We start from the raw sequence: 21,074 nt of genomic DNA on the forward strand, positions 1-21,074 counted from the left end.
ATATTTCCGACAATTACTTCTCGATAAATAGACTTGAAAGACCATTCCTACCAAATTTTTCCAAATGCTTGCCATTGGTCTCCCAGGCCTTTAGCTTGGCACTCATGAAAACCGCACACACCCTCATTCTGCTTCGCCAACACGCCTGCCTGCGCCTGGTCAGCCCGCGACTGCGTGGCTGAGCCCCCCTCCCCCGGTTCCGCCTCATTCAGATTTTTACGCGCAGGCCCCGCAGGCCGCAGAGAACAAGGATTCCGCTCATGAGCATGTTGAAAGACCCGTCGAAGAAATACCGCGCCTTCACCCAGATCACCCTGCCCGACCGCACCTGGCCGGACAAGATCATCGACAAGGCGCCGATCTGGCTGTCCACCGACCTGCGCGACGGCAACCAGTCGCTGATCGAGCCGATGGACGCCGAGAAGAAGATGCGCTTCTTCAAGTGCCTGGTTCAGGTCGGCCTGAAGGAAATCGAAGTGGGCTTCCCGTCCGCCTCGCAGACCGACTTCGACTTCGTTCGTGAGCTGATCGAGAACGACCACATTCCCGATGACGTCACCATCCAGGTGCTGACCCAGGCCCGCGACGACCTCATCGAGCGCACCTTCGAGTCCCTCAAGGGCGCGAAGAAGGCCATCGTCCACTACTACAACGCCTGCGCACCGAGCTTCCGCAAGATCGTGTTCAACCAGGACAAGGCTGGCGTAAAAGCCATCGCCGTGGCCGCCGGCCAGACCATCAAGCGCCTGGCCGATGCCGCGCCGGAAACCCAGTGGGGCTTCGAGTACTCGCCGGAAGTGTTCAGCTCCACCGAGACCGATTTCGCCGTCGAGGTGTGCAACGCAGTGATCGACGTGTTCCAGCCGACCCCGGCCAACCGCCTGATCCTCAACCTGCCCGCCACCGTCGAGTGCGCCACCCCGAACAACTACGCCGACCAGATCGAGTGGTTCGGTCGCCAGATCAACAAGCGCGACAGCGTGCTGCTCAGCCTGCACACCCACAACGACCGTGGCACTGGCGTGGCCGCTTCGGAACTGGCCCTGATGGCCGGGGCCGACCGCGTCGAAGGCTGCCTGTTCGGCAACGGCGAGCGCACCGGCAACCTCTGCCTGGTGACCATGGCGCTGAACATGTACACCCAGGGTATCGACCCCGAGCTGGACTTCTCCGACATCGACGCCGTGCGCAAGGTGGTGGAGGAGTGCAACCAGATCCCGGTGCATCCGCGTCACCCGTACGTCGGCGACCTGGTCCACACCGCCTTCTCCGGCTCCCACCAGGACGCCATCCGCAAGGGCTTCGCCCAGCAACAGCCGGATGCCGTGTGGGAAGTGCCGTACCTGCCTATCGACCCGGCGGACATCGGCCGCAGCTACGAAGCGGTGATCCGTGTGAACAGCCAGTCCGGCAAGGGCGGCATCACCTTCCTGCTCGAGCAGGAATACGGCATCAGCCTGCCGCGCCGCATGCAGATCGAGTTCAGCCAGGTGGTGCAGAACGAGACCGACCGTCTCGGCCTGGAGATGACCGCCGAGCAGATCTACACCCTGCTGCAGACCGAGTACCTGCAGGCCGTCTCCCCGTTCGGCCTGAAGAACTACCGCCTGCAGGAAGAGAACGGCGTCTGCGCCATCGACATCGACGTGACCCACAAGGGCGAGCAGCATCGCTGGCACGGCAAGGGCAAGGGCACCCTGGAAGCCCTGGTCGCCTCGCTGCCAGTGGACGTCGAGATCATGGACTACAACGAGCACGCCATCGGCGCCGGCACCAATGCCCGCGCGGCCGCCTACATCGAACTGCGCGTCGAGGGTGGTCGTTCGCTGCACGGCATCGGCATTGATGAAAACATCACCACCGCGAGCTTCCGTGCGCTGTTCAGCGCCCTGAACCGCGCCGTGACGCTGGGCCACGCGAAAGCCGCGTAAGCCGCGATCGCACTGCTAAGCTGCAACTCTCGCTGCCCCGGCCGCCCACGCGTCCGGGGCAGTTTCTTTCAAGGAGCGAAAGCATGAGCGACATGCCGCAGGAAAACCCCTTCCAGACTCCCGCTGCCGTTCTCCAGGACGCGGCAACTACCGCCACGGGCGAGCCGCTCTACCGCCTGGCCGCCGTCGGCATCGCCACCTTCTTCGGTACGCCCCTGGCCGGCGCCTGGGTCATTGTGCAGAACCTCAAGACACTCGGCCGTAGCCACGAATCCCGCAACATCTGGCTGATGGGCATCGGCCTGACCCTCGCCATCTTCGTCATCGGCTACTTCCTGCCGGAAAACACATCCGGTACGCCCATCGCTGTCGGCAGCGTCGTCGGCATGTACTACCTCGCCAAGCAGACCTTTGGCGTCGCGGTGGAGCGCCACCTCGCTGCTGGCGGCCAGTGGCGCTCGAACTGGCGCGCGTTCGGCATCAGCCTGCTGTTCCTGCTTGCCGTCGTCGCGGTGATCCTCGTCGTCTCGTTCTTCCTGGTCTACGTCCTGGGCGTAGAGCTCTGATTCCCGCCTAAAGATTCCCCCTAGTCCCCTAGGGGGCAGTCTCCGCAATGCTGGTACTCGCCCCGATTACCCCTGCCTCGCCCCTTCCCTAGTCTTGCGTGCACTGCCGTGAAAGCGGCAGGCAAACAAAAAACCGTGTCACGCAATCAGACACATTCGGCTGCCCCTGCCTTGCGTACAGAGGCGCCTGGTTACCTACAACAACAACGAGCTCGACGTGCTTGGCCATCTGCCTTCACCCGCTTCAGGAGCCAGTAACCGTGAACCCGCAATCCTCACACCCGAAATCCATCCGTAATTCCCGCTATTCCTGGTATGTCGTCGTGCTCTGCATGGTGGCGTACATCTTCTCCTTCGTTGACCGGCAGATCCTTTCGCTGATGATCGAGCCGATCAAGGCCGACCTGCAGATCAGCGATACCCAGTTCAGCCTGCTCAGCGGGCTGGCCTTCTCGCTGTTCTATGCCTTCATGGGCCTGCCTATCGCCTATCTCGCCGACCGTTCCTCGCGGGTGAAAATCATCGCCATCGGCGTGGCCTTCTGGAGCTTCGCCACCGCCGCGTGCGGGCTGTCGAAGAACTTCCTGCAGATGTTCCTCGCGCGCATGAGCGTCGGCGTCGGCGAGGCCGCGCTGACACCGGCGACCTACTCGATGCTTGCCGACCTGTTCCCCAAGGAGAAACTCGGCCGCGCGCTGGGGCTGTACTCCATGGGCGCGTTCCTCGGCGGCGGCCTGGCCTTCCTGGTCGGCGGCTACGTGATCGAGGCGCTGCGCGACGTGCCGGCCATCGACCTGGGCTGGCTGGGCCAGGTGCGCTCCTGGCAGATCGCATTCTTCATCGTCGGCCTGCCCGGCGTGCTGGTGGCGCTGCTGATCGCGCTGACCATCCGTGACCCGGCACGCAAGGAGGCGAACCCGCAGCACAAGGCGACCATCGGCGACGGCCTACGCTTCCTGCGCCGCCACCGCGCGACCTTCACCTGCCACTACCTCGGCTTCTCCTTCTTCGCCATGTGCCAGTACGCTCTGATGGGCTGGGCGCCGGCCATGTACATCCGCCAGTACGGCCTGACGCCGCTGGAGGTGGGCTACATCCTCGGCGGCATCCTCCTGGTGCTCAATACCGCCGGGGTGTTCTGCGCCGGTTGGCTGGTGGACGTACTGCAGAAGCGCGGGCGCAGCGACGCTGCGATGATCAGCGGCATGCTCGGCGTGGCCTGCACCATTCCCTTCGTCATCGGTTCGGTGACAGCGAGCAGCCTGCAGCTGTCGGTGCTGCTGATGGGCCCGGCGATGTTCTTCTGCGCCTTCTGCATCTCGACCTCGGCGGCGGCCATGCAGGTGCTCACGCCCAACCGCCTGCGCGCGCAGGTGTCGGCGCTGTTCCTGCTGGTCTCCAACCTGATCGGCCTGGGTGTCGGCACTACCCTGGTGGCGCTGCTCACCGACCACTACTTCAAGGACCCGAAGGCTGTCGGCTCGTCCATCGGCATCATCGTCACCATCGCCGGCCTGCTCTGCCTGTGGCTGCTGGGCAACGGGCGCAAGCACTTCCGCCGCAGCCTGGGCGAGGAGCAGAAAGCTTCTCCCGAAGCCATCGCAGCGCTAGGCAGCAACACCGCCGCCGCGAACTGACCGCACCCGCCTAACAAGATGTACGCCCGTTCGCCGGCGTGGCGCCACGCGCCCCGGCGAACGGCGCCCAGGAGATGACGATGTTCCGTAATCGCACTACCGGTGCGCTGCTGTGCAGCGCGCTGATGCCCCTCTGCGCCCAGGCCGACCTGATCGACGACAGCCGCCTGGACACCACCCTGCGCAACTTCTACATGCTGCGCGACTACCGCCAGGACAATGCCCCGCAATCCCAGGCCGGCAGCTGGTCCCAGGCCGTGCTGGCGCGCTTCAGCTCCGGCTTCACCGAGGGCACCATCGGTGTCGGCGTGGACTTCACCGGTTTCTACGCCCTGAAGCTCGATGGCGGCGCCGGCACCAGCAACGACAGCAACCTGCCCTATGACCGCACGACCGGTGAGCCGGTGGATGACTTCAGCCGGGGCGGCGCCACGCTCAAGCTGCGCTATTCGAAGACCACGCTGAAGGTCGGCCTGCTGGAACCGCGCCTGCCGGTAATCTTCCAGGATGACGTGCGCGTGCTGCCGCAGACCTTCCAGGGCGTGATGCTGGAGTCGAAGGAATCGGATCGCTTCAAGTTCACCGCCGCGCAACTCTGGAACACCAGTACCCGCGCCTCCAGCGACCGCGAGTCGTTCTACCTGGCTACCCGTCCCGCCAGCCAGGACAGCAACAAGCTGAACCTGGGTGGCGTCGATGCGCAGTGGACGCCCGGCCTGTCCACCAGCTACTACTTCGCCCAGCTCGAGGACATCTACGACCAGCACTACGTCGGCGCCAACTTCAAGCAGTCGGTGGGTGAAAACACCGCGCTGCTCGGCACCCTGAGCTACTTCCACAACGAGGAATCCGGGCAGGCGCTGGCCGGGCGCATCGACAACCGCGCCTATGGCGCGCGTCTCGGCGTGAAGCACGGCGGCCACATGCTTTCGGCCACCTACCAGCGCATGCTCGGCGAAGATATGTTCCCCATGCTGCTGGGCAACACGCCGCAGCCGTACCTGGTCAACTGGGTCACCAATGGCGGCTTCTTCTGGGCGCAGGAGCGCTCCTACCAGCTGCGCTACGACTATGACTTCGCCAGCCTCGGCCTGCCGGGCCTGACCCTGATGACGCGCTACACCAAGGGCACCGACATCTCGCGGCCGGGCCAGAGCGACGGCCACGAATACGAGCGCGATACCGATGTGGGCTACACCATTCAGAGCGGCCCGCTGAAGACGCTGTCGTTCCTCATGCGCACCTCCACGGTCCGCAGCAGCTACGCCAGCGATTACGACGAGGTGCGCTTCATCACCAGCTATCCACTGGCGTTCTGAAACCTGAAATGAAAAAGGCCCCTCGCGGGGCCTTCTTCTTTTTCAGGAGACGCTTACTCGTCGTCGCCGCTGGCGGCGACTGCGCCAAGGCAGCAGAGTCGGTGCTGCTGGTCGCCGGCCTGCAGCAGCCAGGTCTCGTCTTCGGCCTGGTAGCTGGCCTCCATCACCTGGTTGTAACTGAAGCGCCATTCGCGGCGGTCGCGGCCGTCGATGGACTCGATCTGCAGCACCACGTCTTCGCTGGCGAAGGGTTGCTCGGCGTGGGCGGCTGCGTCGGCCTGGTCCAGCAATGCCTCGTTGAGCTCGAACTGCCAGGCGTGCAGACCGTCGATCAACAGCATGTCGGCGGTTTCCAGCTGGTCCAGCAGGTAGGGAGTCGTGGTCATGACGGGCACTCGGCAATTGGGCAGGTCGCCATGATAGACCAGCTGGCGTACCGCTGCCGGCCAATCCGCCCCGCGGCAGGCGGCAGCGCGTCTACACTGAGGGTTCCCGCATACCCCTGAGGAGTCAAAGCCGATGCGTACACGCGAACTCGGACAATCAGGCCTGAAGATTCCTGCGCTGGTCTTCGGCGGCAATGTGTTCGGCTGGTCCTCCGACGAGGCGACGTCGTTTCGCTTGCTGGACGCGCTGCTCGACGCCGGGATCAACTGCATCGACACCGCCGACGTGTACTCGCGCTGGGTGCCGGGCCACGAGGGCGGTGAGTCGGAAACCCTGATCGGCAAATGGCTGAAGAAGACCGGCAAGCGCAACCAGGTGATCATCGCGACCAAGGTCGGCATGGACATGGGCAACGGCCACAAGGGGCTGTCGGCGGTGTACATCGAGCAGGCACTGGAGCGCTCGCTCAAGCGCCTGCAGACCGACTACATCGATCTCTACCAGTCCCACTGCGACGACCTGCACACCTCGATGGAAGAAACCATGGGTGCCTTTGCCGAAGCGGTGGAACGCGGCAAGGTGCGGGTGATCGGCGCCTCCAACTTCGACGCCAAGCGCCTGCGCGAAGCCCATGAGCTCTGCACGCGGCTGAAGCTGCCGCAGTACCAGAGCCTGCAGCCCAACTACAACCTGTACGACCGCGCCAACTACGAGACGCAGCTGGAGCCCACGGTGCAGCAGCTGGGCCTGGGCGTGATCAACTTCTACTCCCTGGCCGCCGGCTTCCTCACCGGCAAGTACCGCCGCGAGGACGACCTGGGCAAGAGCAGCGTGCGCGGCTACAAGGTGAAGAACTTCATGAACGAGCGCGGCTTCGCGATCCTCGATGCGCTGGAGGAAGTGGCCGGCGAACTGAACGCCACGCCGACCCAGGTCGCACTCGCCTGGCTGATGGCCCGCCCGAGCATCACCGCGCCGATTGCCAGTGCGTCGAAACTGGAGCAGTTGCCCGACCTGATCGCGGCGGTGGAGCTGAAGCTCAGTGACGAGGCGATCCAGCGGTTGAACACTGCCAGCGCCTACTGAGGAGTTTCCAGGCCAACTCTGACCGTAGGATGGGTGGAGCGGAGCGATACCCATGCTGCCAGCGCTGCAATTGATGGGTATCGCTTCGCTCCACACCATCCTACTGCGAGGCTCCCGGCTGAATCTCGAGTGGAGCGAAGACATCGCGGACGGAGTCCGCTCCTACGCGACATCAGGCTTTCGTAGGAACAGACTCCGTCCGCGATCGGCCACTGGTTAAAACCGGATATCGAACTGGTCCGCGTCGAGATTCGCCGGGAAGCGCTCGCGGTAGGCCGCCAGTTCCGCACCGCTCAGGGCGATCTGGAAAACCCCGTCGGCATTGCCGGCGGCCAGCAGGTTGTCACCCTGGAAGTCCAGCACCTGGCTGTCACCGGAGTAGGCGTGCCCCTTGCCGTCTTCACCGACGCGATTGACCGCTGCGACGTAGCAGAGGTTTTCAATGGCCCGTGCCGGCAGCAGGCGGTTCCAGTGCTGGCGGCGCGCAGCCGGCCAGTTGGCGGTGTAGAGCAGCAGATCGGTGTCCTGGGCGTCGCGGCTCCACACAGGGAAGCGCAGGTCATAGCAGACCAGCGGGCGAATCCGCCAACCCTTCCATTCCAGCAGCACCTGTTGCTCGCCCGGCGTGTAGTGCTTGTGCTCACCGGCCATGCGGAACAGGTGGCGCTTGTCGTAATGCTGCATCTCGCCGTCCGGGCGCGCCCAGAGCAAACGGTTGCGATGGCTGCCATCGGCGGCGCGGATGATCACGCTGCCGCAGACCACGGCATCGAGCCTCGAAGCCTGCTCGCGCAGCCAGGCGTAGGTCGCACCCTCCTCCGCCTCGGCCAGCGTCTCGGAATCCATGGAAAAACCGGTGGTGAACATCTCCGGGAGGATCACCACGTCTGCGCCACGGGCGCTTTCCAGCAGCACCTCGAAGCGCTCGCGGTTGGCCTTGGCGTCGTGCCAGACCAGGGTGGTCTGCACGAGGGCGAGTTTCAGGTCCGGCAGCTGGCTCAGATCGCGCATAGTCGTTCCGCTGCCTGGCGCAGCGTCTCCTCTTTCTTGGCGAAGCAGAAGCGCACCAGGCGCATGTCCGCCGGCGGTTGCTGGTAGAACACCGAGACTGGAATGGCGGCCACGCCGTGCTCGCGGGTCAGCCATTCGGACATAGCGACGTCATCGAGGTCCGGGCGGATCGCCGAGAAATCGACCACCTGGAAGTAGGTGCCGGCGGCGCGCTGGAAGGTGAAGCGCGAGCCTTCGAGCAGGTCGCAGAACAGGTCGCGCTTGGCCTGGTAGAAGCCCGGCAGCTCGCGCAGGTGCTCGGGGTGCGCGGCCATGAAATCGGCCAGCGCCCATTGCAGCGGGGTCACGCCGCAGAAGTTCACGTACTGGTGGATCTTGCGCATCTCCGCCGATAGCGCCGGCGGCGCCACCACGTAGCCGGTCTTCCAGCCGGTGACGTGGTAGGTCTTGCCGAAGGAGCTGATGACGAAAGCGCGCGGATACAGCTCGTCATGGGCCAGCACGCTGGCGTGCTGCACGCCGTCGTAGATCAGGTGCTCGTAGACCTCGTCGCTGATCACGTAGATCTCGCGATCGCGGATCAGCTCGGCGAGGCGATCCAGGTCGGCACGGTCGATCAGTGCGCCGCTGGGGTTGTGCGGACTGTTGAGGAAGATCAGGCGCGTGCGCGGGGTGATGGCATCGGCCAGGCGCTGCCAGTCGATACGGAAGTCCGGCTGCGTCAGCGCAACATGCACGCAACGGCCGCTGGCCAGTTCGACGGAAGGCTCGTAGCTGTCGTAGCAGGGGTCGAGGACGATGGCTTCGTCGCCGGCGCGAATCAGCGCCTGTACCGCACAGAAGATCCCTTCGGTCGCACCGGGGACGATGGTCACTTCGGCGTCGGCGCTGACATTGCGGCCATAGAGGCTCGCGACCTTGATCGCGACCTGTTCGCGTAGCGCCGGCAGGCCGGTCATCGGGCTGTACTGGTTGTGCCCGGCCATGACGTGGCGGGCAACCGCTTCGAGCAGCGGCGCGGGGCCGGGGAAGTCCGGGAAACCCTGGGAGAGATTCAGCGCTCCGCTTTGCGCGGCGAGCTGGGACATGCGGGTGAAGATGGTGGTGCCGACATTCGGCAGTTTGCTGGTAAGCATGGCGTGACTACAGGCTGCAGGCGATGAGTGGGAAGTCCCTACTCTATCGCCTGCGGCTTGCGGTCTAAAGCCTGACAGACGTTATTTACGTTTGTCCTTCTTCTTCTTCTCCGCCTTCTTGTGGTGCGACATCAGGCGGCGCTTCTTGTTGACCTGGCGATCGGTGAGCTGGGTCTTCTTGCCCTCGAACGGGTTGTCACCGCCCTTGTACTCGATGCGGATCGGCGTACCGACCAGCTTCAGCACGCGGCGGAAGGTCTTCTCCAGGTAGCGGGTATAGGCCTTGGGCACCGCGTCCACCTGGTTGCCGTGGATCACGATCAGCGGTGGGTTGGCGCCCCCCAGGTGCGCGTAGCGCAGCTTGATGCGGCGGCCGTTGACCATCGGCGGCTGGTGGACCTGGATGGCGTCCTCGAGGATCTGCGTGAGCTTGCTGGTGGGCCAGCGGGTCACGGCGGAACGGAAGGAGTCCTGCACCGACTTGTACAGGTGGCCGACGCCGGTGCCGTGCAGCGCGGAAATGAAGTGGATGTCGGCGAAGTCGGCGAACATCAGCCGGCGCTCGAGCTCGGTCTTCACGTAGTCGCGCTCGGCCGATTCCATGCCATCCCACTTGTTCAGCGCGATGACCAGCGCACGGCCGGTCTCCAGCACGAAGCCGAGCAGGTTGAGGTCGTGTTCGACCACGCCTTCGCGGGCGTCCATGACGAAGATGACCACGTTGGCATCCTGGATCGCCTGCAGGGTCTTCACCACGGAGAATTTTTCCACCGCTTCGAAGATCTTGCCGCGGCGACGCACGCCGGCGGTGTCGATCAGGGTGTACTTCTCTTCGTTGCGCTCGAAGGGGATGTAGATGCTGTCGCGGGTGGTGCCGGCCTGGTCGTAGACGATCACTCGCTCTTCACCGAGCATGCGGTTCACCAGCGTGGACTTGCCGACGTTGGGGCGACCGATGATGGCGATCTTGATGCCATCCTTCTCGCTCGGGCCGGGGATGCGCTTGGCTTCCTCGCCTTCGGCGACTTCTTCCATCTCGCCGGGCAGGTCGTTGTCTTCCGGCGCTTCCGGCTCGGGAGCGAACATCTCGCCCAGGGCTTCCTGGAGCATCTGGGTGATGCCGCGGCCGTGGGCGGCGGCGATCGGGATCGCATGCCCCAGGGCCAGCGGGCTGAACTCGGCGCGGGCGATGTCCGGATCGACGGTGTCGACCTTGTTGGCCACCAGGTAGGTGCGCTTGTTCTTCTTGCGCAGGTGCTCGCCGATCATCTCGTCGGCAGCGGTGAGGCCGGCGCGGGAGTCGACCATGAACAGGACAGCATCGGCCTCTTCGATGGCCTGCAGCGACTGCTCGGCCATCTTGGCGTCGATACCCTCTTCGTCACCGGAAATACCACCGGTATCGATGACGATGAACTTCTTGCCCTGCCACTTGGCCTCGCCGTACTGGCGGTCTCGGGTCAGACCTGCGTACTCGGCGACGATGGCGTCACGGGTGCGGGTCAGGCGGTTGAACAGGGTGGACTTGCCGACGTTCGGGCGGCCCACCAGGGCTATTACGGGAACCATGCGGCTCTCCAGGAAATTTGATTTTCAGAAAACACGACGGCCGCTGCCGTTTTTCACGGCAGCGGCCGGCAGTAACACTCAGCTTAGCGAATCGTGTAGGCGGCCAGCTTACCGCTGTTGCCGAACACGTACATCCAGCTGCCGACTACCAGCGGGCGAACCCGCACGCCGTCACCGTCGACCTTCTCGCGGCCAACGAAACGACCGTCCACCTGGCTCAGCAGGTGCACGTAACCTTCCAGGTCACCGACGACCACGTTGCTCGACAGCACGGCCGGAGCGGACAGCTGGCGGCGAGCCAGGGCGTCGTTGCTCCACAGCGAGGAGGAACCACGGGAATCGAGGCTTTCCACGGTGCCGCTGGACTGGCTGATGAACACGCTGCCGGTACCTTCGGCGACGCCGACGTAGCTGGAAGCTTCACGCTGCCAGAGTACGCGGCCGGTGCCTACGTCCAGCGCCGCGGCGCGGCCCTGGTAGCTGGCGACATAGAGAACGTTGTCGACCAGCAGCAGGCCGCCGTCGATATCGACGACGCGGTCCAGCTCGGAACGGCCTTGCGGAATCGCAACGCGCGCTTCCCAGACCGGCAGGCCACGCTCCACGTCCACCGCAACGACCTTGCCGCTGGCGAGACCCGCCAGGGCCAGACGGCCCGCGATCAGCGGAGCGCCAGTGCCGCGCAGGGTCAGTACCGGTACGGTGCCTTCGTAGATCCAGCGCTGGTTGCCGGTGGAGGCGTCGAAGCCGATCAGCTTGTCGTCCTGGGTCTGCACCACCACCACGTCACCGTTGGTGGCCGGGGCAGCCAGCACTTCGCTGGTGACCTTGGCGCGCCACTTCTGCTCGCCCGAACCGGAATCCAGCGCGATCACGTCGCCACGCAGGGTGCCCAGCAGGACCATGCCGCTGCCCACACCGACGGCGCCGGAGATCGGCAGATCGAGGTCTTTCTTCCACAGCACTTCGCCGGTTTCGCGCTGCATGGCCATGACGCGGCCTTCGGCAGACGCGGCGTAGATGGTCTGGCCATCCACGGCGGGCTCGAGCAGGTTGTACAGGTCGCCCTGGCCGTCACCGACCGAACGGCTCCACTGTTTCTCCAGGCGGACCTCTTCCTTGAAATCGGTCAGCTCGGCCGGCGGCAGTTCTTTCTTGCTATTGCTGCTGCAACCCACAGCCATCAGGGTGAGTGCCAGCAGTGCAACGTGTTTCCAACGCAACATCTCAGGCGTCTCCCTTGGCCAGGTCGTCGAGTTTCATCTGCAGGGCGCCGACGGCGGCGTCTTCCGGCAGGGCAGCCTTGGCCTTTTCGTAGGCGACACGGGCGTCGTCGTTGCGCTTGAGCTGCAGCAGCAGGTCGCCGCGCAGTTCTTCGCGAGTGGCGACGTAGGCCTTGTCGACGTTGCCGTCGAGCAGCTTCAGACCGTCTTCGGCCTTGCCCTGGGCAGCCAGGACACGGGCCAGACGCTGGCGGGCCAGCTCGCCGAGGGTGGCGTCAACCGGCTTGTCGACCACGGCCTTGAGCTCGAGGACGGCGTCATCCAGCTTGCCGCTGTCCACCGCAACCTTGGCGACGAACAGGCGGCCGTACTGGGCGTACGGAGTGCCGGCGAAGTCGGTGTTCAGCTTGCCAGCGAGCTCGGCAACCTTGGCGGTGTCGGGCTTGCCGGTCGGGTTCAGCGCGGTTTCCAGCAGGGCCTGGTAAATGATGGAGGCGCCCTGGGACTGGTTGTTCTGGTACTTCTTCCAGGCCTGCCAGCCGAACACCACGATCAGCGCCAGAGCGGCGCCGGTCAGCAGGGGCATGCCGTTGCGCTGCCACCAGTCCTTGATGTCAGCGATCTGTTCTTCTTCGGTACGGTTACTCACCCCAATACTCCTATCCGCTCGATTCAGGCCTGCTTGAGGCAGGCAGCCAGGTGCTCGGGCAGAGCATCCCAGGCGATATTCTGTTGTTCGCCCTCGCCACGCAGGGGCTTGAAACCTACCACGCGGTTGGCCAGTTCGTCGTCACCCAGAATCATTGCGAACTGAGCGCCGCTCTTGTCGGCCTTCTTGAACTGGCTCTTGAAGCTGCCGGCGCCGGCATTGACCAGCAGGCGCAGGCCCGGAATGGCCTCGCGCAGCTGTTCGGCCAGGGTCAGCGCAGCCAGCTCCGCCGGCTCGCCGAAGGCGCAGACGTAGAGGTCGGCCGGGCGATTCAGCTCGGCAGGCACCACGCCCAGGGTTTCCAGCAGCAGCACCAGGCGTTCCACGCCCATGGCGAAGCCCACACCCGGAGTCGGCTTGCCGCCGAACTGGCTGACCAGGCCGTCGTAGCGGCCCCCGCCGCAGACAGTGCCCTGGGCGCCGAGCTTGTCGGTGACCCACTCGAAAGCGGTACGGCAGTAGTAATCCAGGCCGCGCACCAGCTTCTGGTTGATCTCGTAGCGCAGGCCGACCGCGTCCAGGCGAGCCTTCAGGCCCTCGAAGTGGGCGATCGACTCTTCGTCCAGGTAGTCGTGCAGGCTAGGCGCGCCGACCAGCAGGGCCTGGGTGCTCTCGACCTTGCTGTCGAGGATGCGCAGCGGGTTGGTGGTCATGCGGCGCTGGCTGTCTTCGTCCAGCTGCTCGAAGCGTTCCTGCAGGTAGGCCACCAGATCATCGCGATAGCGCGCGCGGGCTTCGCTGGAGCCCAGGGTGTTCAGTTGCAGGGTCACGGCGTCAGCCATGCCCAGTTTCTGCCACAGGCGCCAGGTAAGGATGATCAGCTCGGCATCGATGTCCGGGCCGGGCAGGTTGAAGACTTCCACGCCGATCTGGTGGAACTGGCGGTAGCGGCCTTTCTGCGGCTTCTCGTAGCGGAACATCGGACCGGTGTACCACAGCTTCTGTACCTGGCCACCGCCCGACAGGCCATGCTCCAGCACGGCGCGCACGCAGCCCGCAGTACCTTCCGGACGCATGGTCAGGGATTCGCCGTTGCGGTCGAGGAAGGTGTACATCTCCTTGTCGACCACGTCGGTGCCTTCGCCGATGCCGCGGGCGAAGAGTTCGGTGAACTCGAGGATCGGCAGGCGGATCTCGCTGTAGCCGTAGCGGTCCAGCAGGCCAGCGAAGGTGCGTTCCAGATAGCGCCAGGCCGGGGTCTGGTCCGGCAGGATGTCGTTCATGCCACGGATGGCTTGCAGGGACTTGCTCACTTAGGATCCTTGTTGCGGTCAGCCGCGCACGATCAGTGCGGCGTCGGCCTCGGCCTTCTCGGCCGCTTTTTCGCGGATCAGCCGTTCCAGCTCATCCACCAGGTTATCGTTCTGCAGCTTCTGCGCCGGCTTGCCGTCGATGTAGATCAGGTTGCTGGGCGTACCGCCGGTGAGGCCGATATGAGCCTCCTTGGCTTCGCCCGGACCGTTGACCACGCAGCCGATCACGGCGACGTCCAGCGGCACCAGCAGGTCCTCCAGGCGGCCTTCCAGCTCGTTCATGGTCTTGACCACATCGAAGTTCTGCCGCGAGCAGCTCGGGCAGGCGATGAAGTTGATGCCACGGGAGCGCAGGCGCAGCGACTTGAGGATGTCGAAGCCGACCTTGATCTCTTCCACCGGATCGGCGGCCAGCGAGATGCGGATGGTGTCGCCGATACCCTCGGCGAGCAGCATGCCCAGGCCGACGGCCGACTTCACGGTGCCCGAACGCAGGCCACCGGCTTCGGTGATGCCCAGGTGCAGGGGTTGTTCGATCTGCTTGGCCAGCAGGCGGTAGGCGGCGACGGCCATGAACACGTCGGAGGCCTTCACGCTGACCTTGAAGTTCTGGAAGTCCAGGCGGTCGAGGTGATCGACGTGGCGCATGGCCGACTCCAGCAGCGCCTCGGGGGTCGGCTCGCCGTACTTCTTCTGCAGGTCCTTCTCCAGCGAACCGGCGTTGACGCCGATGCGGATCGGGATATTGCGTTCGCGAGCGGCATCCACCACGGCCTTCACGCGGTCTTCGCGACCGATGTTGCCCGGGTTGATGCGCAGACAGTCGACGCCCAGCTCGGCCACGCGCAGGGCGATCTTGTAGTCGAAGTGGATGTCGGCAACCAGCGGCACCTTGACCTGCTGCTTGATCTTGCCGAACGCCTCGGCGGCGTCCATGTCCGGCACGGAGACGCGGACAATGTCGGCACCTGCGTCTTCCAGACGACGGATCTGCGCCACGGTAGCGGCCACATCCAGGGTGTCGGTGTTGGTCATGCTCTGCACGGCGATGGGAGCATCCCCACCCACCGGCACGTTACCTACCCAGATCTTGCGGGACAGGCGACGTTTGATCGGAGACTCGCAATGCATCTTACTGTCCACCCAACTTCAGGCGAGCGGTGCCACCGCGCGCCGGCGTGACTTCGACCGGCTGGCCGTTGTAGCTGACCTGGGCGCCCTGGGCAAAGCCCAGGCGCAGCTGGACCGGCGCCTTGGCAGCGACTTCCAGCGAATCACCCTTGCGCTTGAGGCCCTCGACGACGACCTTGCCGTCGGCATCGGTCACCTGGGTCCAGCAATCGGCGATGAATTGAACCTTGACCACGCCCTGGCCGGCGGAAGCGACCACCGGAGCGGCAGGTGCCTCGGTCGCAGCAGCAGGGGCGACCGGAGCGGCCGGGCTGACCGGAGCGACGGGCTGCTGGGCAGCCGGTTGCTGAGCGGGAACTGCCGGGGTCTGGGCCGGGGCGGTTTCGGCAGCGGCCGGGGTGCCCGGTACTGCCGGGTTGGCCGCGACCGGCGGAGTGCCTTCGGCCGGAGCCTCGGCGCTGCCGTTGTCGCCGACCGGCTCGCTCGGAACCGCAGGAGTATTGGCCTGGTCCTCGGCGACAGCCTGGTCTTCCGGCTCATCGAGGGTGTGGATTTCGGTGGTGCCGTCGGCGCTCTCGACCTCGACGTGCTCCATGTTCAGGCTGCCGGTCTCGGCGGGGCGCGCAGTACGCTCCTGCCACCAGAAGTAGCCGAAGCCGATGAGCACGGCCAGCAGCGCCAGGCTGAACAGGCGCAGCAGGTTACGCGACAGGCGCACCGGCTCGACCACCCGACCGAGGGCCTGGACGTTGCTGCCGGTGGCGTCGGTGCCGGTGTACTGGTCGAAGGCGGTGACCATCTGGGCCTGGTCCATGCCCAGCAGCTTGGCGTAGGCGCGGATGTAACCACGGGCGAAGGTGTGGCCCGGCAACTGCTCGAACGAGCCCTGCTCCAGCGAACGCAGGGCGTTCTCGGTCAGATTCAGCTGGCCGGCGACCTGAGCGGTGCTCCAGCCCTTGTTCTCGCGCGCCTGGCGCAGGGTTTCGCCAGGGTTGGAGCGGGTCGTGCCGATGACATCGGACTGCGACGTATTCATCATTTATCCGCCTGGTATGCCTGGTATTCAGGAGAAGCGGGATACAGGCGCTTGAGTTGCAGCCCGTAGCTGGCAGCGGTATCCCGGTCGTCGTAGATCTTTGCCAGTCGAATCCCCAGCAGCAGGCTGCGCGCGGTCTGCGGGCCCCGCTTGAGGTATTCCTCGTAGTAGGCGCGGGCCGGCACGTACTCGCGGTCCTGGTAGGTCAGGTCAGCCAGTTCGAGCAGTGCACCCGTCGAATTGCGGTTCAGGCGAATGGCCTTCTCGAAGTATTCCTTGGCCTGAGCGCGGTTGTTGAGCTTCATGCTCACCAGACCGAGGTTCTCGAAGATGCGCGAACGTTCGGAATAGAGGCCGTCTTCGGTGGCCTTCATGTAGGTGTCGTAGGCCTCCTGGTAACGCTTCTGCTCGAACAGGAAGCCCGCGTAGTTGTTCAGGATGCGCGCATCGCCCGAGCGAGCGGACAAGGCCTTGCGGAACTCGCTCTCGGCGAGCTTGGGCTCTTTCTCCACCTGATAGACCACGGCCAGGGCGGCGTGGGCATCGGCACTGGAGGAATCGAGATCCAGGGCCTGGCGCAGCGGCACCTTGGCCTGCTCGGTGTTGCCCATCTGCAGGTAACCGATGCCGAGCTGGATATAGGCGTCACGCGCCTCGTCCCGGCCCTTCTCGGTTTTCAGAGGATCCTGTTTACCAGTCGTCACGCAACCCGTCAGCACGGTTGCCAACAGTAAGCACAGCGCGGCGCGCAGGGTCATCGGAATCCTCCCTAGTTCAGTTTCGGTTGGTAGCTGGCGCGGTCTGGTCGGCATCGGCCGCCAGCTGACGTACGGCAATATAGCGTTCGCTGCGGCGGGTGCGGTCCATTACCTGGCCTACCAGCTGACCACAAGCGGCATCGATATCGTCGCCACGAGTGGTACGAACGGTCACGTTGAAGCCGCTCTTGTGCAGCATGTCCTGGAAACGGCGAATGGCATTGTTGCTTGGACGCTCGTAACCGGAATGCGGGAACGGATTAAACGGAATCAGGTTGATCTTGCAAGGGAAATCCTTGAGCAGTGCGATCAGCTGCTCAGCATGCTCGGGCTGGTCGTTGACGCCGGCCAGCAGGGTGTACTCGATCGTCAGCACGCGCTCCTTGCCCAGGCGCGTGATGTAGCGGTAGCAGGAATCGAGCAGCATCTCGAGCGGGTACTTCTTGTTGATCGGTACCAGCTTGTTGCGCAGTTCATCGTTGGGTGCGTGCAGCGACAGGGCCAGGGACACGTCGGTCACCTCGGCGAGCTTGTCGATCATCGGCACCACGCCGGAGGTGGACAGGGTCACCTTGCGCTTGGAAATACCGTAGCCGAGGTCTTCCATCATGATGCTCATGGCGGTCACGACGTTGTCGAAGTTCAGCAGCGGCTCGCCCATGCCCATCATCACCACGTTGGTAATGGCACGGTCGATCTTGCCCGGGATGGTCCCGAACGACTGGTTGGCGATCCACACCTGGCCGATGATCTCGGCGGAGGTCAGGTCGCTGTTGAAGCCTTGCTTGCCGGTGGAGCAGAAGCTGCAGTCCAGCGCGCAACCGGCCTGCGACGACACGCACAGGGTGCCGCGGCCGCCTTGCGGGATGTACACGGTCTCGACGCAACTGCCCGAGGCCACACGCACCACCCACTTGCGGGTACCGTCAGCGGAAATGTCCTGGCTGACGATCTCCGGTGGACGAATTTCGGCAACGGCCTCGAGCTTTTCGCGCAAGGCCTTGCCGACGTTCGTCATGGCGCCGAAGTCGACGGCGCCAAAGTGGTGAATCCATTGCATCACCTGGCCGGCGCGGAAGCGCTTTTCACCGATGGACTCGAAGAATTCCTCGAGCTGGGGCTTGGTCATGCCCAGCAGGTTGGCCTTTACAGCGGTATCAGTCATGGATTCACCCTCGCTCATTCGCTGAAATCAGCGAATGCGCTCGCACACCTCGGTGCTGGAGAAGAAGTAAGCGATTTCGCGGGCAGCCGAAGCTTCCGAGTCGGAACCGTGTACGGCGTTCTCGTCGATGGAAACAGCGAAGTCGGCGCGGATGGTGCCGGCGTCGGCTTTCTTCGGATCGGTGGCGCCCATCAGTTCACGGTTACGCAGGATGGCGTCTTCGCCTTCCAGAACCTGAACAACGACCGGGCCGGAAGTCATGAAGGAAACCAGGTCCTTGAAGAAGGGGCGCTCTTTGTGCTCGGCGTAGAAACCGCCAGCTTCGCGCTCGGACAGCTGAACCATCTTGGAAGCGACGACGCGCAGGCCGGCTTTCTCGAAGCGGGTCAGGATTTCGCCGATGACGTTCTTGGAAACGGCGTCGGGCTTGATGATGGAGAAGGTACGTTGCAGGGCCATGGAAATAACTCCGAAAAGCAAGGTTGGTAATGCCAAGAAGCCCCTGGCGTGGCCAGGAGCTCCTGCGATTCTAGGGTTTGCCGCGCGCTGCGCCCGTGGGGCGGAAGCCGCGAAACCGGCCCGACTGCGACAGGGCCAGCGACTGGAAAATTCCCTCGGGGAAATTTTCGACAGCTCACCTAAAGATAAAACCCGCGAATTATACGCGGGTTCATGACAAATGGGTACGCGGCTCTAGTGAGCCGCACCCTCAGTCGGCTTCTTCGATCCAGGCGGCCTGGATGGCCTCCAGGACCTTTTCCCCACCGCGGGAAGGATCGTCGCTGAACTCCGGCAATGCCAGCACCCAACGGTGCAGATCGACGAAATTCACGTAGCGCGGATCGACATCCGGCTTGGATTCGGCCAGCTGGATGGCGATTTCGAGCACATCAACCCAGTTCAGACTCATGCGAGCGCTCCGCCTCAGTGACCTTCGGACACCTGGTTGATGGTGTATTTCGGGATTTCCACCACCAGATCGGTCTCGCCGACCACGGCCTGGCAAGACAGGCGCGAATCTGGCTCCAGCCCCCAGGCCTTGTCCAGCATGTCGTCTTCCAGCTCGTCGGAGGCTTCCATGGAGTTGAAGCCTTCACGCACGACCACGTGGCAGGTGGTGCAGGCGCAGGACATCTCGCAAGCGTGCTCGATCTCGATGCCGTTGCGCAGCGCCGCCTTCATGATGGTTTCGCCCGGCTGGGCTTCGATCACCGCGCCTTCGGGGCAGTGTTCGGCGTGGGGCAGAAAGACAATCTGCGGCATCTTCGCTTATTCCTCGAGTTCATTGAGCCGGCGACCGGCCAGTGCGGCTTTGACGGTGGCGTCCATACGGCGCGCGGCAAAGGCGTCGGTCAGCTGGGACAGACGCTTGATCTGTAGTTCGATGGCAGTGGCATCGCTGCCAGTAGCCAGATCGCGCAGCGAGTCCATGCCGGCATCGATGACCAGGCGCTCATCAGCGTCGAGCAGGCGCTCGCCATCGGCGTCCAGCGCGGACTGCACGGCTTCCAGCAGGCGCTGGGCCTCGACCTGCTGCTCGCGCAGCGTGCGGGCGGCCATGTCGTCGCCGGCGTACTGGAAGGAATCCTGCAGCATGCGGGCGATTTCGCCGTCGGTCAGGCCGTAGGACGGCTTGACCTGGATGCTCGCCTCGACGCCCGAGGACAGCTCGCGGGCGGAAACGCCCAGCAGGCCATCGGCGTCGACCTGGAAGCTGACGCGGATCTTCGCCGCGCCCGCCACCATCGGCGGAATGCCGCGCAGCTCGAAGCGCGCCAGGGACCGACAGTCCTTGACCAGCTCACGCTCGCCTTGCAGCACATGAATCATCATGGCCGTCTGGCCATCCTTGTAGGTGGTGAACTCCTGGGCACGGGCCACCGGGATGGTAGTGTTGCGCGGAATCACCTTCTCCATCAGCCCGCCCATGGTTTCCAGGCCGAGCGACAGAGGGATCACATCCAGCAGCAGCAGCTCTTCGCCGCGCTTGTTGCCAGCCAGGGCATCAGCCTGGATGGCGGCACCGATGGCAACCACCTGATCCGGGTCGATGTCGGTCAGCGGCTCGCGACCGAACAGCTCACCCACCAGCTCGCGAACGCGCGGCACGCGGGTGGAACCACCGACCATGACCACGGCACTGACCTCTTCCAGCTCGATGCCGGAATCACGCACGGCACGGCGGCAGGATTTGAGGCTGCGCTGGATCATCGGGTCGATCAGGGAATCCATCTGGGCGCGGGTCAGCTCACCGGCCCAGCTGTCGTAGGCGACGGCAACGCTGGCGCTATCGGTCAGGGCCTCCTTCGCGGCACAGGCGGTCTGCAGCAGACGGCGCTGGGCACCCGGATCGAGGTCAGCCGAGATACCGGCCTGCTCGATGATCCAGCCGGCAATGGCATGGTCGAAGTCGTCGCCGCCCAGGGCGGTGTCGCCGCCGGTGGCCAGGACTTCGAAGACGCCACGAGTCAGGCGCAGGATCGAGATATCGAAGGTACCGCCGCCCAGGTCATAGATGGCGACCAGGCCTTCGGCGTTCTTGTCCAGGCCGTAGGCAACGGCGGCTGCGGTCGGCTCGTTGAGCAGGCGCAGCACGTGCAGGCCAGCCAGGCGCGCAGCGTCCTTGGTGGCCTGACGCTGGGCGTCGTCGAAATAGGCAGGAACAGTGATCACCGCGCCCACCAGTTCGCCACCCAGGGTGGATTCGGCGCGCTGACGCAGGACACGGAGGATTTCGGCCGAGACTTCCACCGGACTCTTGGCGCCCTGGACGGTCTCGATGAAGGGCATGTGCGATTCGCCCTGGGTGAAGCGGTACGGCAATTGGCCGCCCAGCTGCTTCACATCTTCCAGGCCGCGGCCCATCAGGCGCTTGACCGAGATGATGGAGTTCAGCGGGTCTTGCGAGGCGTTAGCGCGAACGCTCTCCCCCACCTCGACGCGATCGGCGAGGTAACGCACCGCCGAAGGCAGGATCACTTCGCCGCGGTCGTCCGGCAACGGAGCCGCGACGCCGCTGCGCACGGCAGCGACCAGGGAATTCGTGGTGCCCAGGTCGATCCCCACGGCCAGGCGACGCTGGTGTGGCTGGGGAGTTTGTCCGGGCTCGGCGATCTGCAGTAGGGCCATGCGGTTTCTAATCAGGCTATCGGGCGCG

The 21,074-nt window shown here is 64.6% G+C and carries 20 protein-coding genes; 5 read left to right on the forward strand and 15 right to left on the reverse strand.

Annotated elements, in window-relative coordinates; all coding sequences use genetic code 11:
• The first annotated feature begins 260 nt into the window (after positions 1 to 260).
• The 4 genes from leuA (at position 261) to ABKS89_RS23725 (ending at position 5,453) form a co-directional block, all read left to right on the forward strand.
• Positions 261 to 1,931, forward strand: a complete 1,671-nt coding sequence (leuA, locus tag ABKS89_RS23710; protein ID WP_348587289.1) for a 2-isopropylmalate synthase — start codon at positions 261 to 263, stop codon at positions 1,929 to 1,931.
• 83 nt (positions 1,932 to 2,014) lie between these two features.
• Positions 2,015 to 2,497 (forward strand): hypothetical protein, encoded by a 483-nt coding sequence (locus ABKS89_RS23715; protein WP_348587290.1) that lies wholly within the window; start codon positions 2,015 to 2,017, stop codon positions 2,495 to 2,497.
• A gap of 260 nt (positions 2,498 to 2,757) precedes the next feature.
• A complete protein-coding gene (locus ABKS89_RS23720; RefSeq protein WP_348587292.1) occupies positions 2,758 to 4,134 on the forward strand; it encodes a spinster family MFS transporter in 1,377 nt (458 codons plus the stop codon).
• A gap of 80 nt (positions 4,135 to 4,214) precedes the next feature.
• Positions 4,215 to 5,453 carry an OprD family porin gene (locus ABKS89_RS23725; protein WP_348587293.1) on the forward strand — a complete coding sequence of 413 codons (1,239 nt, stop codon included), beginning with the start codon at positions 4,215 to 4,217 and terminating at the stop codon, positions 5,451 to 5,453.
• A gap of 53 nt (positions 5,454 to 5,506) precedes the next feature.
• Here the strand turns inward: ABKS89_RS23725 and ABKS89_RS23730 are convergent, their stop codons facing one another.
• Entirely contained in the window at positions 5,507 to 5,839 is a 333-nt protein-coding gene (locus ABKS89_RS23730; protein WP_138215436.1) for a DUF5629 family protein, read from the reverse strand.
• A 133-nt stretch (positions 5,840 to 5,972) separates the two neighbouring features.
• Between ABKS89_RS23730 and ABKS89_RS23735 the strand changes: the two genes are divergently transcribed.
• Entirely contained in the window at positions 5,973 to 6,926 is a 954-nt protein-coding gene (locus tag ABKS89_RS23735; protein WP_348587295.1) for an aldo/keto reductase, read from the forward strand.
• A gap of 216 nt (positions 6,927 to 7,142) precedes the next feature.
• Here ABKS89_RS23735 and ABKS89_RS23740 read toward each other — a convergent pair whose 3' ends face one another.
• The 14 genes from ABKS89_RS23740 to hscA form a co-directional block, all read right to left on the reverse strand.
• Complete coding sequence (locus ABKS89_RS23740) at positions 7,143 to 7,937, reverse strand: amidohydrolase (RefSeq protein ID WP_138215438.1); 795 nt, start codon at positions 7,935 to 7,937, stop codon at positions 7,143 to 7,145.
• On the reverse strand, positions 7,925 to 9,073 hold the full coding sequence (locus tag ABKS89_RS23745; protein ID WP_348587296.1) for a pyridoxal phosphate-dependent aminotransferase: 1,149 nt from the start codon (positions 9,071 to 9,073) through the stop codon (positions 7,925 to 7,927). The genes ABKS89_RS23740 and ABKS89_RS23745 overlap by 13 nt, the downstream gene beginning before the upstream one ends.
• Positions 9,074 to 9,154: 81 nt before the next feature.
• Positions 9,155 to 10,642, reverse strand: coding sequence for a ribosome biogenesis GTPase Der (gene der / locus ABKS89_RS23750; RefSeq protein ID WP_081515961.1), 1,488 nt, complete (start codon positions 10,640 to 10,642; stop codon positions 9,155 to 9,157).
• A gap of 83 nt (positions 10,643 to 10,725) precedes the next feature.
• On the reverse strand, positions 10,726 to 11,868 hold the full coding sequence (bamB, locus tag ABKS89_RS23755; RefSeq protein WP_081515963.1) for an outer membrane protein assembly factor BamB: 1,143 nt from the start codon (positions 11,866 to 11,868) through the stop codon (positions 10,726 to 10,728).
• 1 nt (position 11,869) lies between these two features.
• Positions 11,870 to 12,514: a YfgM family protein gene (locus ABKS89_RS23760; RefSeq protein ID WP_138215440.1), complete on the reverse strand. Its 645-nt coding sequence runs from the start codon at positions 12,512 to 12,514 to the stop codon at positions 11,870 to 11,872.
• 23 nt (positions 12,515 to 12,537) lie between these two features.
• Positions 12,538 to 13,827 (reverse strand): histidine--tRNA ligase, encoded by a 1,290-nt coding sequence (gene hisS, locus ABKS89_RS23765; RefSeq protein ID WP_081515967.1) that lies wholly within the window; start codon positions 13,825 to 13,827, stop codon positions 12,538 to 12,540.
• A gap of 18 nt (positions 13,828 to 13,845) precedes the next feature.
• Positions 13,846 to 14,958: a flavodoxin-dependent (E)-4-hydroxy-3-methylbut-2-enyl-diphosphate synthase gene (ispG, locus tag ABKS89_RS23770; protein WP_017522283.1), complete on the reverse strand. Its 1,113-nt coding sequence runs from the start codon at positions 14,956 to 14,958 to the stop codon at positions 13,846 to 13,848.
• Between the two features lies 1 nt (position 14,959).
• On the reverse strand, positions 14,960 to 15,997 hold the full coding sequence (locus ABKS89_RS23775) for a RodZ domain-containing protein (protein WP_348587297.1): 1,038 nt from the start codon (positions 15,995 to 15,997) through the stop codon (positions 14,960 to 14,962).
• Positions 15,994 to 16,752, reverse strand: coding sequence for a type IV pilus biogenesis/stability protein PilW (pilW, locus tag ABKS89_RS23780; RefSeq protein ID WP_138215442.1), 759 nt, complete (start codon positions 16,750 to 16,752; stop codon positions 15,994 to 15,996). The genes ABKS89_RS23775 and pilW overlap by 4 nt, the downstream gene beginning before the upstream one ends.
• Before the next feature lie 16 nt (positions 16,753 to 16,768).
• A complete protein-coding gene (rlmN, locus tag ABKS89_RS23785; protein WP_138215443.1) occupies positions 16,769 to 17,917 on the reverse strand; it encodes a dual-specificity RNA methyltransferase RlmN in 1,149 nt (382 codons plus the stop codon).
• A 27-nt stretch (positions 17,918 to 17,944) separates the two neighbouring features.
• Positions 17,945 to 18,376 carry a nucleoside-diphosphate kinase gene (ndk, locus tag ABKS89_RS23790; protein ID WP_024762960.1) on the reverse strand — a complete coding sequence of 144 codons (432 nt, stop codon included), beginning with the start codon at positions 18,374 to 18,376 and terminating at the stop codon, positions 17,945 to 17,947.
• A 250-nt stretch (positions 18,377 to 18,626) separates the two neighbouring features.
• Positions 18,627 to 18,827 carry a Fe-S cluster assembly protein IscX gene (gene iscX / locus ABKS89_RS23795; protein ID WP_348587299.1) on the reverse strand — a complete coding sequence of 67 codons (201 nt, stop codon included), beginning with the start codon at positions 18,825 to 18,827 and terminating at the stop codon, positions 18,627 to 18,629.
• A 14-nt stretch (positions 18,828 to 18,841) separates the two neighbouring features.
• The gene (fdx, locus tag ABKS89_RS23800; protein WP_081515975.1) at positions 18,842 to 19,180 is read right to left on the reverse strand and encodes an ISC system 2Fe-2S type ferredoxin; all 339 of its coding nucleotides are present in this window, start codon (positions 19,178 to 19,180) and stop codon (positions 18,842 to 18,844) included.
• 6 nt (positions 19,181 to 19,186) lie between these two features.
• Positions 19,187 to 21,046 (reverse strand): Fe-S protein assembly chaperone HscA, encoded by a 1,860-nt coding sequence (gene hscA / locus ABKS89_RS23805; protein WP_138215444.1) that lies wholly within the window; start codon positions 21,044 to 21,046, stop codon positions 19,187 to 19,189.
• Positions 21,047 to 21,074: the final 28 nt, after the last annotated feature.

The sequence above is a fragment of the Pseudomonas sp. LABIM340 genome, assembly GCF_040017195.2.
Taxonomy (GTDB): domain Bacteria; phylum Pseudomonadota; class Gammaproteobacteria; order Pseudomonadales; family Pseudomonadaceae; genus Pseudomonas.

Excerpts from the sequence above, each read along its gene's own strand:
- leuA (WP_348587289.1), top strand. The coding sequence starts at position 261 with ATGAGCATGTTGAAAGACCCGTCGAAGAAATACCGCGCCTTCACCCAG.
- ABKS89_RS23715 (WP_348587290.1), top strand. The coding sequence starts at position 2,015 with ATGAGCGACATGCCGCAGGAAAACCCCTTCCAGACTCCCGCTGCCGTT.
- ABKS89_RS23725 (WP_348587293.1), top strand. The coding sequence starts at position 4,215 with ATGTTCCGTAATCGCACTACCGGTGCGCTGCTGTGCAGCGCGCTGATG.
- ABKS89_RS23730 (WP_138215436.1), bottom strand. The coding sequence starts at position 5,839 with ATGACCACGACTCCCTACCTGCTGGACCAGCTGGAAACCGCCGACATG.
- ABKS89_RS23735 (WP_348587295.1), top strand. The coding sequence starts at position 5,973 with ATGCGTACACGCGAACTCGGACAATCAGGCCTGAAGATTCCTGCGCTG.
- ABKS89_RS23740 (WP_138215438.1), bottom strand. The coding sequence starts at position 7,937 with ATGCGCGATCTGAGCCAGCTGCCGGACCTGAAACTCGCCCTCGTGCAG.
- ABKS89_RS23745 (WP_348587296.1), bottom strand. The coding sequence starts at position 9,073 with ATGCTTACCAGCAAACTGCCGAATGTCGGCACCACCATCTTCACCCGC.
- der (WP_081515961.1), bottom strand. The coding sequence starts at position 10,642 with ATGGTTCCCGTAATAGCCCTGGTGGGCCGCCCGAACGTCGGCAAGTCC.
- bamB (WP_081515963.1), bottom strand. The coding sequence starts at position 11,868 with ATGTTGCGTTGGAAACACGTTGCACTGCTGGCACTCACCCTGATGGCT.
- ispG (WP_017522283.1), bottom strand. The coding sequence starts at position 14,958 with ATGCATTGCGAGTCTCCGATCAAACGTCGCCTGTCCCGCAAGATCTGG.
- ABKS89_RS23775 (WP_348587297.1), bottom strand. The coding sequence starts at position 15,997 with ATGATGAATACGTCGCAGTCCGATGTCATCGGCACGACCCGCTCCAAC.
- pilW (WP_138215442.1), bottom strand. The coding sequence starts at position 16,752 with ATGACCCTGCGCGCCGCGCTGTGCTTACTGTTGGCAACCGTGCTGACG.
- rlmN (WP_138215443.1), bottom strand. The coding sequence starts at position 17,917 with ATGACTGATACCGCTGTAAAGGCCAACCTGCTGGGCATGACCAAGCCC.
- ndk (WP_024762960.1), bottom strand. The coding sequence starts at position 18,376 with ATGGCCCTGCAACGTACCTTCTCCATCATCAAGCCCGACGCCGTTTCC.
- iscX (WP_348587299.1), bottom strand. The coding sequence starts at position 18,827 with ATGAGTCTGAACTGGGTTGATGTGCTCGAAATCGCCATCCAGCTGGCC.
- fdx (WP_081515975.1), bottom strand. The coding sequence starts at position 19,180 with ATGCCGCAGATTGTCTTTCTGCCCCACGCCGAACACTGCCCCGAAGGC.
- hscA (WP_138215444.1), bottom strand. The coding sequence starts at position 21,046 with ATGGCCCTACTGCAGATCGCCGAGCCCGGACAAACTCCCCAGCCACAC.